Origin of the sequence: Roseateles microcysteis (assembly GCF_036880965.1) — a bacterium.
Lineage (GTDB): Bacteria > Pseudomonadota > Gammaproteobacteria > Burkholderiales > Burkholderiaceae_C > JAUASW01.
Genome location: NZ_JBAJMV010000001.1, coordinates 319503 through 333925 on the forward strand (window position 1 = coordinate 319503; position 14423 = coordinate 333925).

The 14423-nt window shown below is 62.8% G+C and carries 10 protein-coding genes and 2 pseudogenes; 9 read left to right on the plus strand and 3 right to left on the minus strand.

Annotated elements, in window-relative coordinates; all coding sequences use genetic code 11:
* Positions 1-56 precede the first annotated feature (56 nt).
* Entirely contained in the window at positions 57-1304 is a 1248-nt protein-coding gene (locus V3596_RS01500) for a nucleoside recognition domain-containing protein (RefSeq protein ID WP_334275819.1), read from the plus strand.
* A gap of 14 nt (positions 1305-1318) precedes the next feature.
* Here V3596_RS01500 and V3596_RS01505 read toward each other — a convergent pair whose 3' ends face one another.
* Positions 1319-1882 carry a 2'-5' RNA ligase family protein gene (locus V3596_RS01505; RefSeq protein ID WP_334275820.1) on the minus strand — a complete coding sequence of 188 codons (564 nt, stop codon included), beginning with the start codon at positions 1880-1882 and terminating at the stop codon, positions 1319-1321.
* A 366-nt stretch (positions 1883-2248) separates the two neighbouring features.
* A pseudogene (locus V3596_RS01510) lies at positions 2249-3112 on the minus strand (ISL3 family transposase).
* A gap of 34 nt (positions 3113-3146) precedes the next feature.
* Here V3596_RS01510 and V3596_RS01515 point away from each other — a divergent pair.
* From V3596_RS01515 to V3596_RS01545, 7 genes and pseudogenes are all read left to right on the plus strand, one after another.
* The gene (locus V3596_RS01515; protein WP_334275821.1) at positions 3147-4124 is read left to right on the plus strand and encodes a diguanylate cyclase domain-containing protein; all 978 of its coding nucleotides are present in this window, start codon (positions 3147-3149) and stop codon (positions 4122-4124) included.
* Positions 4125-4325: 201 nt separating this feature from the next.
* Complete coding sequence (locus tag V3596_RS01520) at positions 4326-5387, plus strand: ABC transporter substrate-binding protein (protein ID WP_334275822.1); 1062 nt, start codon at positions 4326-4328, stop codon at positions 5385-5387.
* A 13-nt stretch (positions 5388-5400) separates the two neighbouring features.
* Positions 5401-7368, plus strand: coding sequence for a sensor histidine kinase (locus tag V3596_RS01525; protein ID WP_334275823.1), 1968 nt, complete (start codon positions 5401-5403; stop codon positions 7366-7368).
* A 40-nt stretch (positions 7369-7408) separates the two neighbouring features.
* Complete coding sequence (locus V3596_RS01530; RefSeq protein WP_334275824.1) at positions 7409-8185, plus strand: hypothetical protein; 777 nt, start codon at positions 7409-7411, stop codon at positions 8183-8185.
* Between the two features lie 51 nt (positions 8186-8236).
* Positions 8237-8383, plus strand: a pseudogene (locus V3596_RS01535) (IS3 family transposase); the annotation flags it as partial.
* Between the two features lie 719 nt (positions 8384-9102).
* Positions 9103-11013 carry a type IV pili methyl-accepting chemotaxis transducer N-terminal domain-containing protein gene (locus V3596_RS01540; protein WP_334275825.1) on the plus strand — a complete coding sequence of 637 codons (1911 nt, stop codon included), beginning with the start codon at positions 9103-9105 and terminating at the stop codon, positions 11011-11013.
* Entirely contained in the window at positions 11010-11687 is a 678-nt protein-coding gene (locus V3596_RS01545) for a response regulator (protein WP_334275826.1), read from the plus strand. The genes V3596_RS01540 and V3596_RS01545 overlap by 4 nt, the downstream gene beginning before the upstream one ends.
* A 319-nt stretch (positions 11688-12006) precedes the next feature.
* Here the strand turns inward: V3596_RS01545 and V3596_RS01550 are convergent, their stop codons facing one another.
* The gene (locus V3596_RS01550; RefSeq protein WP_334275827.1) at positions 12007-12855 is read right to left on the minus strand and encodes a Crp/Fnr family transcriptional regulator; all 849 of its coding nucleotides are present in this window, start codon (positions 12853-12855) and stop codon (positions 12007-12009) included.
* Positions 12856-13106: 251 nt separating this feature from the next.
* Here V3596_RS01550 and V3596_RS01555 point away from each other — a divergent pair, with 251 nt between their 5' ends.
* Complete coding sequence (locus tag V3596_RS01555) at positions 13107-14405, plus strand: MFS transporter (protein WP_334275828.1); 1299 nt, start codon at positions 13107-13109, stop codon at positions 14403-14405.
* The last annotated feature ends 18 nt before the right edge of the window (positions 14406-14423 follow it).

Sequence of the window (14423 nt, forward strand, 5' to 3'; positions counted from 1 at the left end):
CTTGCCGCCAGCCTGAATAATCGCGGCTTCGCCGCTCCCCTCCACTCGGAACCGCCATGGTGCTCAACTACATCTGGATCGCCTTCTTTCTGGCCGGCTTCGGCGTGGCGCTGATACGCCTGATGCAGGGCGATCTGATGATCTTCAGCCAGGTGCTCAGCGGCATCTTCGACACCGCCAAGACGGGCTTCGACATCTCGCTGGGCCTGGTGGGCGTGATGAGCCTGTGGCTGGGCATCATGAAGATCGGCGAGAACGCCGGCGTGATCCAGCTGTTCGCGCGCGCCATCAGCCCGTTCTTCTCGCGCATCTTCCCCGAGGTGCCCAAGGGCCACCCGGCGGGCGGCTCGATGGTGATGAATTTTTCCGCCAACATGCTTGGCCTGGACAACGCGGCCACGCCGCTGGGCCTCAAGGCCATGAAGGAACTGCAGGAGATCAACCCGCAGAAGGACACGGCAAGCAACGCGATGATCATGTTCCTGGTGCTGAACACCGCGGGCATCACCTTGATCCCGACCTCGGTGATCGCGATCCGCCAGACCATCGCCATCGACCAGCACATCGTGGGCTTCAATGCGGCCGACATCTTCCTGCCCACGTTGATCGGCACCTTCATCAGCTTCGTGGCCGGCCTGGTAGCGGTGGCCTGGGTGCAGAAGATCAAGCTCACCAGCGCGCCAATGCTGGCCTTCTTCGGCGGCTTCAGCGCGCTGATGGCTGCGCTGTGGGGCTGGCTGCACAACTATCCCGCAGAGCAGATGTCGCGCTACATCGGGCTGCTGGGCAGCCTGGTGATCATGAGCATCATCGTCGCCTTCATTGCCGTGGGCGCCTGGCGGCGCATCAACGTCTATGAGAGCTTCGTCGAAGGTGCCAAGGAAGGCTTTGGTGTCGCGATCCAGATCATTCCCTACCTGGTGGCCATCCTGGTGGCGATCTCGGTGTTCCGCACAACCGGCGGCATGGACTACGTGGTGGGTGCCATCGCCTGGTGCGTGGGTGCCGTCGGCCTCCCGACCGACTTCGTGCCCGCCCTGCCCGTGGGCCTGATGAAGACACTTTCAGGCAGCGGCGCACGCGGCCTGATGGTCGACGTGATGAAGACCTATGGCGTCGACTCCTTCCAGGGCAAGCTGGCCGCCATCATCCAGGGCTCGACCGAGACGACCTTCTATGTGCTGGCGGTCTATTTCGGCAGCGTCAACATCAAGAAGACCCGCTATGCGCTGACCTGCGGCCTGATAGCCGACATGGTGGGCCTGGTGGGCGCCATCGTCGTCGGCTACTGGTTCTTCAAGTAGGCCGGCTCACTTGCTCATTGCTGGGCCAGGGGCCAGCGGCCCAGCACCTCATGCTCGGCAGTACCGAGCCGGGTGTTCACCAGCACGAATTCGTCAGCCGCCCAGCGGATCGGCTCGACAGGCTGCTGCTCGACCGCAATGGCGTCATGAAGCAGCGTCAGGTGCGGCGTGAAGCTGGCGTAGCGATACAGGTCCACGGCCTTGAGCGCCGCGGACAGTTGGCCGTGGAATGCCTTCAGCGCGGCCAGGCCTGCGCCGCCGGCCAGCAGCACACAGGGCTGGTTCTTGACGGTGCGGCGCTTGAAGCTCGCCGCCTGGTCCAGCGTGATCTCGAAGGCTGGCGCCGCGACGGTCGCAGCGGCAGCCATGGCCTTGTCAGCAAGCGCTGTCGGAAAGCGCACGAAATCGCCCAGGTGATGCAGCGTGATATGTAGGTCCTCGGCCTTCAGGGGCTGGCCCAGCAGGCCCTGCTCGGCCCGCAGGCGCTCACACGCGGCCTGGATGCTCGCCAGAGCTGCTGCGTCGGGGCGCAAGGCAAAGAACAGTCGATCGGTGAATTTGTCGGGGCGTTGTGACATGTCGAATCATTCCCACTCGATTGTCAAGTCCGCAGCCCCGCCTAGGCTTGGCGCGGGTCCAGGTGTCGAGAACGACTCGGCGTACCGTCGCGCGTGCCGTCAAGCCCGAGCGCCTTGGTTCCAAGATTCGGTCTCGCCATCGAGGTGCCTGCAAAGGGATTGCACGATCATCTTTGCAAGACATCACTGTGAAGCCCAAATTGAGAGAAAACTGCGGCCGCCCCTTCGGGCGACGACGGTATCAGACAAGGCTCGGGCCCAAGCGCTGACGGTATCACACAAGGGCACTTCCAAGGGGTTAGCGGTATCTACTCGGCAGCCCCCCCCACCGCTTGGCAGTGGGGGGCGATCAGGGAAATTCACGGTTTATAGCCGATCTCCGGGGAAGGCAGCTCGCATCTTGAGGAAGAAGAAGGCGTCATCCCTGTAGCCGTAGGCCATGCGCTTGATGACCGTGATCTTGTTGTTGATGCCCTCGACAAGTTTGGTGCCCAGAATCCAGCGGCAGTGCGACAGGATGCCCGGCAGGTAAGCTTTGATGTTGCGAGCAGAGGTCTTGAGTGGGGCAATGTGGCTGTGCAAGGTACGGCTGTACCACTGCTTCCAGAAGCGTTCGCCGTGGCCGCTGTGGCGGTAGGTCCAGAGCGCCTTGAGGTCGTCCTTCATCACCTAGACGACGAACAGGGCGCGGTTGTTGGCAAGCAGCTCTCGTAGCTGGACCTGGTCTTCAGGCCGCGTGATGTTCTCGGGGTTGCTAGCCCGTAGCCCGCGAGAGGTCTTGACCAGCTCGCGGGCCGGGTTGTCATGGTGAAGCTGGTTGGCCTCGTCGGCACGAACGCGGTTAGTCACATGCCGGCCGTACTTGGCCACGACGTGGAAAAGGTCATAGACGATCTTGGCGGCCGGGCATTGCGCGCTCACCTCCTGTGCGTAGCCCTCATTTATGTTCATGGCCACGGCCTGCATGGATGCACGCCCGGTAGGGCCCAAAAGTTCGAAGAAGGGCCGCACATTCTGACGCCCTAAGCCCAGGCCGAGCCAGAGCACGCGCTTGGCCCAGCGGTTGATCTCGTTGACTACCAGGTTGAAGTCCTGATACATCGTGAACGACCAGAAGGCCTCGACCTTGGGGAACTGGTCCTTGCGTATGTACAGCTCGTACTTGCCTGCGCTGTTCAGGCGCTCGCCATTCTGGTCCACCGAAGCCCAAAGGTACCACTGGCAAATCATCGGGGTGCTGGTGGCAATGCTCCTGGAGTCCGTCTTGATCGCGGCGCTGATACATGCCCTGCGCACCAGCAAGAAGTCCCGCCAGCAATTGGCTGTCGAGCGCGACGTGCTGGACTTGCGGGTCCGAGAGCGCACCGTGCATTTGTCGGAAGCCATGGACTTCAGCGAGACCATTGTGCGAGCTTCTCCCTTGCCCATCGGGGTGTATGCCGAGGACGGCCAATGCGTGCGGGCCAACGAGGCTTATGCCACGCTGGTCGGAGGGACGCTCAAGTCCTTGCTGGCGCAAAACTTCGAGACGACCGCCTCCTGGAAAACATCTGGACTGCTGGCGACCTGCCATCGTGCATTGCAAAGCGGTCAACCCCAGCAACTGGAGCTGAATACTGTCACCACCTTTGGCAAGGAAGTCTGGCTGGATTGCCACATACTACCGACCATGCTGAATGGGAAAAGGCATGTGCTGGTGCAGTTCGTCGACCTGACCGAGCGCAAGAACCTGGAAAGCGACCTGCGCAACCTGGCATTTCAGGATCCTCTGACACGTATCCCCAACCGGCGCCTCCTGCTGGACCGCCTTGAACATGCCGTCCGTATGACCAAGCGACAGAACAGCCACGGTGCGCTGGTCTTCATCGACCTCAACAAGTTCAAGCAACTCAACGATACACACGGCCACGACGTGGGCGACCTGTTGCTGGTGGAAGTGGCCAAGCGCCTTCGCCAATTGGTACGGGACAGCGACACCGTGGCTCGGCTCGGTGGCGACGAATTTGTGGCGCTGTTTGAAGGTCTGGCCGCTGACCCGGCGCTGGCTCGGCAGCAGGCAGCCCGGATAGAGGCCAAGGTCCAGGCCGCATTGAATCAGGACTATGTGCTTGGCGACATCCACCACAAGGGTTCCGCCAGTCTAGGTACGGTTCTGTTCCAGGGCGACGCAGATGATGCTGACATGCTGCTCAGGAAGGCCGACAGTGCCATGTACTTCAACAAAAGAGGCCGGCCGGCTTAGCCGTTGGCGTCCGACACATCAAGAGGCTGAATGCACAGACATCACCTACAGCGGCTGCCTGCTTCAGCCAGTACCCGGCGGGCCCAAGGTCTGGCGGACGCGAAATGAAGATGCTAACTTCACGCCTCACAGAGATCGCTGAGCAGTCTTTCCCGAGGAACACTCATGAATGACACCACTGAACCGCAGCATTGGACCAAGGTGCTGAAGGCGCTTCTGCTCTTGATGCTGTCTTTTGCCCTGACCACCGCGGGAGCGGAGGAGTACTACGAGCGCTACGACTTGCGCCCGCAACCCGGTGTCATCCGCTTGGCTGTCCAACCGATGGCCTATCCGCTGGCCTTCATCAGCTCGGTCATGCAGCGCGACCGGATACTCGGCGGTGAACTCGACAAGGCGCAGTTGAAGCTGCAGGTGTTTGCTTTCCGCAAAGGCAATGACATTGTTCAGGTCGCCAGCGAAAGTGCCTTCGACATGGCCTTTGTCGGTGACATGCCGACGGTGAACCTGGCCGTCAGGATGCCCATCGCCATCGGCGGTCTGGGCAAGCGCAATTTTTCTTCGGTCATCTCGCGCGACTACGCTCGGCTGGAAGAATTGCGTGGCCACAAGCTGGGTTACTCACCCGGCTCGTCTTCCCATCTGGTGCTGATGCATGGTCTTCGCTCGGCGAAACTCAGCGAGCGTGACGTGGAGTTGGTCGCGCTGGATCCCGCGCAGATGCCGGACGCGCTGGAAAGCGGTGCGGTCGATGCATTCTCCGCTTGGGAGCCGACGCCGTCGATTGCGCTGGCGCGCAATCCCAGGAATCGTGCCATCTTCAAGGGCATGAGCACCGACTGGGTGGTGCTGCGGCGCTCACTGACCACGAGTTCGCCCGCAGTTGCGCAATCCCTGATCGCAGCCTATGTCCGCGCCATCAATTGGATGCGCAGGTCGAAGTCCAATCTTGAACACGCAGCCAGCTGGGTTCTGCAGGACGGCCAAGCTTTCACGGGCGCCAAGTCAGCCATTACGGCGGAGCGGGCCATGGAAATTGCTCGCAAGGATCTGCTCGATGTGCCTGGTGCGCCGGCGACGCCGCCGCTGGTCGATGGTGCTCCGCCCCTGTCGCGCGAATTCGCCTTCCTGAAGGATATCGGGCGGATCGCGTCGGATCGCGACGACAAGCCCTTGCGTGAAGCATTTGCCTACCAGGGCCTGACGCAGGTGCAGGCCGACCCCAAGCGCTTCAGCCTGTTCCGCTTTGACTATGCCCGTTGACGGGCAGCGACATATGCAGATTCGCCTTCGCCTGCACATCTACTTCGGCGTGATCTCGCTGGCCGCGGCGGTCACGTTTGTCGTGTTGTGGATGTATGGCATTCCGCCACTGAACATTGACGGGATTCAGTCGGCCGAACACCGCCGGGCCGTGGCATCGCTTGAGAACCTTGTCGACAAGTCCCGGGATGCGTTTGAGAAGTGGTTTGTCGAGCGTCGGCGTGAACTGCAGCTCGTCGTTCGTGACGAAGCCTTTTCGAGACACGCGGGCGCCGCAAATGAGCACGACGATCGCAGCCGCTCTGCACATCGTGCGGCGCTTCAGCGGCGACTGGGCATGATCCAGGAGGTCAATCCCGGTGCGTATGACTACCTCTACGTGCTGGATCGACAAGGCAAGGTGCTCGCCGCATCGGACGCCGCCATCTTGACAGGCTCAGCCCTCGTTCAGTCTCACGAAGCCATCCACAAGGATGCGCTGCAGCCCGGTCTGACCGAGTTCGTGTACCTGATCCAACAGGCCGGTGAGCCGGTGTTGGTGGTCAGCAATCAAGTGCAAGGCCGCGATGCCGATGGGCTTCCGGACGGGGAGGTTCTGGCGGTCGTCGTTGCCGGGATCAGCTTGCGGGCACATCTCACGGACGAGGGAGGGGCAACAGAGCGGACCCAAGGCCATGGCGGAGCGCTGATGTTTGTAGGGCCGGATCGCAGGGTGCTGGGCAGCCCAGCGTCAGGATCCGGAGCTGCTGCGCTCGAGAAGGTCGGAAACCATGTGGACCCAGGCTCCGAAGGTTTCAAGGTGATCCCTATTGGCGATGGTCGCGAGATGCTGATGGCCTTCCGCCACCTGCACCTTGGCGCGTCGGAAGGTCTCAGCATGGTGGCGCTGCGAGACTCCGATGAAGCCCTGGCGTCGATACGCGCCACGTTTGCCCGCCTACTTGGACTGGGAATCATCTTCTTCCTGGCGGTAACTTCGCTGGTCGCCCTGGCTGCACGCTATATCGCACGAAGCGAGCACGCCATCCGGGAGTTGAACGCAACGCTAGAACAGCGGGTTCAGGACCGTACCAAGGAGCTCAACCAGGCCAACACCAAGCTTCTTGAGACGCTGGTGAATCTCGAGCGGGCCCGCGACGATCTGGTGCAAAGCGAAAAGCTGGCCAGTCTGGGCGCCTTGGTGGCGGGCGTGTCACATGAGCTGGGAACGCCCGTCGGCAATGCGGTTCTGGTTGCCAGTACGCTGAAGGATCGCTCGCTGGCGTTTGCACAAGAATCTCCTGGCAATCTGACGCGTGCTGCTCTGAAGGACTATCTCAATCTGAACGTCGACGGCCTGACGATGCTGGTGGCGAATCTGCAGCGCACCGTGGAGCTGATCAACAACTTCAAGCAGTTGGCCATGGACCAGACCTCGGACCAACGCCGCAAGTTCGCCTTGATGTCACTGGCGCAAGAGGTCCTGACGGCGATGAGGCCAAGGTTGAAGGTGCTCCCCTATCAATTGGTACTCGACATTCCTGACGACTTGGAAATGGACAGCTACCCCGGTCCGCTGTCGCGCATCATCATCAACTTCATCAACAACTCCCTGCTGCACGGCTTCGAGGGCCGCTCCGCCGGCACCATGAAGCTGAGCGCAACGCTCATAGGGTTGGACCAAGTCGAAATCCGCTTTGAGGATGACGGCATAGGCATGCAAGAGCACGTGGCCAAACGTGCCTTCGATCCCTTCTTCACCACCAAGCTGGGTCAGGGCGGCAGCGGCCTCGGCCTCAACATTGTGTACACCGTGACGACGACCATATTGGCGGGTCGGGTTGAACTGCAAACAGCCGTGGGCGGAGGCGCGTGTTTTTGCCTGACCCTGCCGCGCGTTGCGCCTGTTGTCCAACAAAGTGGGCAGGACCGCACCGTCAAACTGAGCGACAACTCGGGTGGCGAAAGTCTTGAGCGACTTGCATGCGTTCCCGAGGAGTGAGACCTTGCCCAGGACTGAACCGACCCCTCAAACGCGCGCCGTGACCACACTTCGCGACGCAGCTATATGTGCCAGCCTCATGGCCCTCTGCCAGACTGCTTTTTCTCAAGCCGACGTGCCACGGGTCTGGCGGGTCTGTGTGGGCGATCAACCTGTCCCCCCCTATGTACTCAATGACCCCAAGCACCTCGGCCGCGCGGAGCGCCTGCTTGTCGAGGCTGGCCGCTCAATCGGGATGAACGTCATGTTGCAGCGCTGTCCGAACAAGCGCTGCCGTGCGTCCCTCAGTTCAGGCGACTCAGACATGACATTGGGCGGCCCTACGCCTGAGAATCTGGCCGAATGGCGCTTTCCCATGAAGGCTGGCATCCCTGACCCAGACCAAGCCGTCGCCCACATCAACCTGATTTGGGTGCGACGCTCGGACAGCCAACTGGACTGGGATGGCAAACAATTGACCGGGGCACCAGCCGGCAAAGCGCTGGTCGTCGGTACCCGCGCTGGACAACTTCTGGCGACCAATGCCCTCCGCCATCTGTCGGTCCAGGTAGACGATACCGCCCACACTCCCAAGCAGTTGCTGCGCAAGCTGGTAGGAAATCGCGTCGATCTGGTCCTGGGTCTGCAGGAAGAACTGGAGGTGGCGCTCGCCGACCCCGAAGTCCAGTCTTCAGTCGTGCTGCCGCGAGCGCTGCGGCGCAATGACTACTTCGCGGTGATCTCGCAGCTTCATCTTTCTGCCAACTTCGCTACTGCCGAACGTCTGTGGGCAGCAATGGGCAGGATGCGAAATTTGCCCGAATTCCAGCGCGACTGAGTCGAGTCGTGCGAGTGAGCTGCTCCCTCCCTGCCGTACCAGCGCAAAAGATACCCGGCGGCGGTGAGGACCGACAACGGGCCGGAGCTCACCTGCCGGGCCTTCATTGCCTGGGCCCAAGCCCATAGCGTGCGGCACATCCTGATTCAGCCTGGGAGACCCATGCAGAACGGATCCGTCGAGAACAAAATTGGCGAGGCTTGGCATCGATTGGTTCGTCGCAGAACGCGCCCTGAGCCACAAGCTGAAGGGCGTGGAAGGCATCTACGATCGCCATGACTACTACTTCGAACGACTGTCCGCGCTACAGGCCTGGGCTGACTTGCTTGCCGCGCTGGCCGGAGGGACGAAGGCCAAGGAGCTCATCGGCCCAGGCAAACGCCACAGGGATGCGCCATAGAAGCGATGCCGCGTCTTGCTCGAGGCCCCTGGTTTGCAATCCCCCTCAAGGCCCCGTCGTCTTGCTGGAAAACCTGAGGAGCTCCGCGACAGCCCCGTCCAAGCTTGCGCCAGCTTGCCTTCGCCGAGCTGTGCCAAATGCGCTGCGAAGTTAGAGGTTCAGACTGCGGCTGCGGCTGCGGCTGCGGCTGCGGCTGCGTGCGGCGTGCATGTGCGCACGTGCCCCGCCGCGCCGATGAGTTAGGCTGAATGGCGCTTTGCGGTGGCGGGCGTACGCCGCAGTCACATCGCCTGAACCGTCGTTGTTTGCTAGTGAAGCTATGTCCGACGCGGTGTGAGGCACGGTATGCAGGTATCGCGCCGACCAAATCGTGCAGCGTTTTCCGGAGCTAACTGCGTGACATCAACGCAGCAAGCGCTTGTCGGGCGCAAATCTGCGCGCGTATTGGATAGCCAGCATGAGTCGAGGCACGTTGCTACCAAGCCGCCCGCCCCCTTCGTGAGAATAAGATTGAACTATGAGCTACTACCACCTCCGCAGCCTCGTAGGGAAGCTGGCCTTGATACAGACCGGCTTCCTCGTGGTTGCCCTGGCCTCGATCGCCTTCACGCTATGGGTGTCATGGCAGCTGGAGGGCGGCGCTGGCGCGATCAACGAGGCCGGGCGCATGCGCATGCTGAGCTATCGCATGGTGCTGTCGCACGCTGATGCCACGCCCGCCGCCTTGCAGCGCGATTTGCAGGAGTTCGACGCGATGGTGCATCGCTTGCGCGTCGGCGATTCGCAGCGGCCCCTGTTCGTGCCAGACACCGAGGAATGCAGCGAGCGGCTGCTCGATGTGGAGCAGAATTGGCCCACATTGCGTGCTGCGCTGCAGGCTCCGGGACCTGGACTGCGGCCCCAGGTCGACAGCTTCGTGGCCACCATCGATCAGCTGGTGGGCGCCATCGAACGCACCATCGCCGCACGCACTGCCATCCTGGGAGGCTTGTGTTTCAGCCTGGTAGTGCTGGTGGTGGCGGCCTCGGTGGTGTTTGTCTCGGGCACCTATGTCTGGATCGTCCAGCCGCTGCAGCGCCTGCGCGATGGCCTGCTGCAGATGGCAGCCGGCAAGCTTGGGGTGCGGGTCGACGAAACCAGTTCGGTGGTCGAGTTCAGCAGCCTGGCCGAAGGCTTCAACCAGATGGCGGTTGCCTTGGACGAGGCCCATCAGAACCTCGAAGGCAAGGTGCGGGACAAGACTGCCCATTTGGCCCAGCAGAACGAGCGGCTGGAAGCGCTGTTTGACGTGGCACTGATGGCGGGGCAGGCGGATGCCAGCCTCGAATCGATGTCGCACTCCTTTGCGGCCAAGGTGGCGCGCATCGCACGGGCCGACGCCAGCGCCGTGCGCCTGGCCGCGCAGGACGAGGAGCGTTGGCTGCTGATGGGCCAGAACCGCATGCCCCAATCCATGATCGACGCCGAGCGCTGCCTGCGCAAGGGCGACTGCGCCTGCGGCAACGCCACACCCGGCGCGCCTGGCGCCCGGGTCATCACCATCCACAGCCTTGAAACCCCGAAGCTGAGGCACTGCGAAGCGGCGGGCTACCAAAGCATCATTTCGGTGCCGATGCGGACCGGTAGCCGCTTGCTCGGCGAGGTGGAACTGTTCTTCTACAGCGAGCGCAGCCTGGTCGAGGCTGAGCGCCTGCTTCTGGATGCGCTGGTGGGCCAGTTCGCTATCCAGGTCGACAACGTGCGGCTCGCCGCGCGCGACCGCGAGATGGCGGTGTCCGAAGAGCGCAATCTGCTGGCGCAGGAGCTGCACGATTCGATCGCCCAGGTGCTGGCCTTCCTGAAGATCCAGGTGCAGCTGCTGCGCGGCGCCTTGGCCCGGCAGCGGCCCGAGGAAGTGGCGCGCAGCCTCGACGAGATCGATGCGGGCGTGAAGGAGTGCTACACCAACGTGCGCGAGTTGCTGGTGCACTTCCGCACGCGGCCGGGGCATGAAGACATCGAGCATGCGCTGCGCAGCACGCTGGCCAAGTTCGAGCGTCAGAGCGGCTTGAGCACCCATCTGCGCTTGCAGGGCGATGGCCTGCCCCTGCCACCCGATCATCAGGTGCAGGTGCTGCACATTATCCAGGAGGCCTTGTCCAATGTCCGCAAACATGCCGAGGCCGACCATGTCAGCGTCAGCGTTGATCAGCTGCCGCGCTGGCGCTTCGAAGTGCGCGATAACGGGCGCGGCATCGAGCCTGCCGATGTCGGCAGCGGGCAGACCCATGTGGGCCTGCAGATCATGCAGGAGCGTGCCCAGCGCATTGGTGCCCAACTGCAGGTCAGCCGCGCGCCGGAGGGCGGTACCCTTGTCAGCCTGACGCTACCCCTGCTGAGTTCACTGCAGGCCACAGAACCGACATTGCAAAGTGCCCAGTACTCATGAAAGAGCTCATCACCATCCTGGTCGTCGATGACCACACGCTGTTTCGCCGCGGCCTGATTTCCTTGCTGGGACAGGAGGACGGCGTCAAGGTGGTGGGCGAGGCAGCCGATGGCAGCGATGCGCTGCGTATCGCCGAGGCGCTGCAGCCCGATCTGATCCTGCTGGACAACCACATGCCCGGCGTCACCGGCGTGGCGCTGCTGCCGGCGCTGCGCCAGGTGGTGCCGGCGTCGCGGGTGCTGATGCTGACCGTCAGCGAGAACGAGGAAGACCTCAGCGCGGCGCTGCGCAATGGCGCCCAGGGCTATCTGCTGAAGACCATCGACGGCGAGGACCTGGCCGCGGCGCTGATACGCACGATGCGCGGCGAGTCGGTGGTCAGCCCGGAGATGAGCCACAAGCTGCTGAACGCGCTGCGCAATGCCGGCGGCGCGGCCAGCCCGGCCAAGCCGGAGCCGGAGCCGGAGCCAGACAAGGACGCCCCGCAGCTGTCACCCCGCGAGATTGACATCCTCAAGCAGCTGACGCGCGGCGCCAGCAACAAGGAGATCGCCCGCATTCTGGGCATCGCCGAGCCCACGGTAAAGATTCATGTGCAGCACATCCTGCGCAAGCTCAATCTGAGCTCACGCGTGCAGGCCGCCGTCTGGGGCAACGAGCAGGGCATGGGCTGACTTCCAGGCGGGTTTCGGAATTCCCAGACGAGGCAAACGAGCCACCCTTCCGCCAGCTGCTAAGCGAAGTCCGGTCGCCGGCGCTGGCCCATGCCCTGCGCTTGCAAGCGCATAGGCCGGCCACTGCCAACTCCCGATCAGCTGCTGGGTCGGGCTGACCCAATCGAAAGGTGTGCGGCGCACTGCCCCCACTTGTTGCTCCGTAGCGGTGCGTCTGGATCTCATCCGCAATTGACCCGTGAACGCTTGCGCTGAGCGCCAAAAAAAAACGCGCTACCGACGCGAGACCCGATCAAGGCACTGGCGGCGCCTCTGCTCCTCAGCGCATATAGCGAGGCGGCTCGCGCTCGGCGAGCTCGCGCATCTCGCCAACGTTTGTGAGGCACATCCGGTAGCCGTCCATCTCGAGCAGCCCTTGCTCCTGCAGCTGGCGCAAGCAGCGGGAAAGTGTTTCCGGCGTGATGCCCAGCTGCGAGGCGAGATCCTTCTTTTGCTGTCGCAGCAGGAACTGCTGGCCGTGGTCGCAACCCTGAGCCTGGCAACAGTCCAACAGCCAGGCAGCCAGGCGCGCACGTGTGTCCTTGGTCAGCAGCGCCTGCTTCTGCAAGGTTGCGCCACGCGCCTGGGCCGCCACGCAAGCCAGCAGCACGCGCACCAGCGCTGCATCGTTGAGGCAGTGCCCCACCACCTCCTCGACTGGAAACTCATGCACCCTCACGGGGGTCAATGCGAGCGCGGTCTCTGGATGGCTTTCTCCCATCCAGGCGCTTGACACGTCGATCCATTCGCCCGCGCTCAGGCCCTGACTCTGCCACCAACGGCCGCCAGCGTCTCGCTTGCCCAGGCTGATACGCCCGCGCACCAGCAACCAAAGGCTGCTCGCCGGCAAGCCGCCGGCGGACAGCACCTGACTTCGCGCCCGGTAGCGATGTCCCTGCCCCAAGGCTGCCATCTCGGCCACCGACCAGTCGCTGAGCGCATAGGGTCGGCATGCTGACGCGATGGCCTCGCGCACGCTTCCGCGATACGCATTGATGGGCGGTGCCGGGGCCGGCGTCGGCTCCCCGCGCACCATCCACTCCGGCGGCGGCGCTGGCGGCGACGTCAACAGCGTAAGTGGCGCGGCTCGAGCAGCACTGCGTGGCAATTCGAAGGCTTGAGCGGTCATGTGGGCACCCCAATAGGTGTTACGGAATGCGCGCTGATGGCGCATGCAGAAGGCCGCAGTCGAACATCGCGGAGTCCTGTGTGGATTTGATCTGCAACAAACTCCTGCGCATCAAACGCCTGAATAGTTCTTTGGTACTAGTCAAGCTGTGGCGAGCTAGTTCTTTTGCCGCGCGGCCTGCAGGTCCAGAAGAGGATGTTGCGCGGGCGGCTAACTTCCTAAAGTAAACGCATCAACAACGGAGTGCGTTCATGAGCGCCAACAACCCAACAACGACAAACGGCTCGAGTTCCGGCAAGGCCCTCTCGGTGCTGATCGTCAGCACCCTGGCCTTCACTGTGTGCTTCATGGTGTGGATGATGTTCGGCGTGATCGGCATCCCGATCAAGAAGCAGCTGGGCCTCAATGCCACCGAGTTCGGCCTGCTCACCGCCACGCCGGTGCTGACCGGCTCGCTGATCCGCGTGCCACTGGGCATCTGGACCGACAAGTACGGCGGCCGCATCGTGTTCTTCGCGCTGATGCTGGCCTGCGTCATTCCGATCTGGATGATGAGCTACGCCACCGCCTACTGGCACTTTCTGGTGATCGGCCTGTTCGTTGGCCTGGCCGGCGGCAGCTTCTCGGTGGGCACACCTTATGTGGCGCGCTGGTTCCCGAAGAGTCGCCAGGGCTTCGCGATGGGTGTGTTCGGCGCCGGCAACTCGGGTGCGGCGGTCAACAAGTTCGTCGCCCCCGGGCTGGTGGTGGCTTTCGGTTGGACCATGGTGCCGCATGTCTATGCCGCAGTGCTGCTGGGCACTGCCATCCTGTTCTGGTTCTTCAGCCACTCGGATGACAAGCATCTGGTGGTCAGCAATGCGAGCTTCATGAGCCAGCTGCAGGCGTTGAAGGACCCCAAGGTGCTGAAGTACTGCCAGTACTACAGCATCGTGTTCGGCGGCTATGTGGCGCTTAGCCTGTGGATGGTGCAGTACTACGTCGGCGAGTACGGCCTGGACATTCGCGTGGCCGCGCTGCTGGCGGCTTGCTTCTCGCTGCCCGGCGGCGTGCTGCGCGCGATCGGCGGCTGGATGAGCGACAAGTACGGCGCACACAGCGTCACCTGGTGGGTGATGTGGGTGAGCTGGATCTGCCTGTTCCTGCTGTCCTACCCGCAGACCGACTTCACCGTGATGACGGTTAACGGCGCCAAGACCTTCCACATCGGCTTGAATGTCTATGCCTTCACCGGCCTGATGTTCATCCTCGGCATCGCCTGGGCCTTCGGCAAGGCCAGCGTCTTCAAGTACATCAGCGACGACTATGGCCAGAACATCGGCGCCATCAGCGGCATCGTCGGCCTGGCCGGCGGACTGGGCGGCTTCGTGCTGCCCATCATGTTTGGCGCCCTGATGGACCTCACCGGCGTGCGTTCCAGCGCTTTCATGCTGATGTACGGCGTGGTCTGGGTCTCGCTGATCTGGATGTACTGGACCGAAGTCCGCAAGACCCACGTGATGGGCAAGGAAGCGCCTGAAGGCCCCTTCAGCCGCTCCTTCCAGCGCTGAACAACGCAACTCAACCGG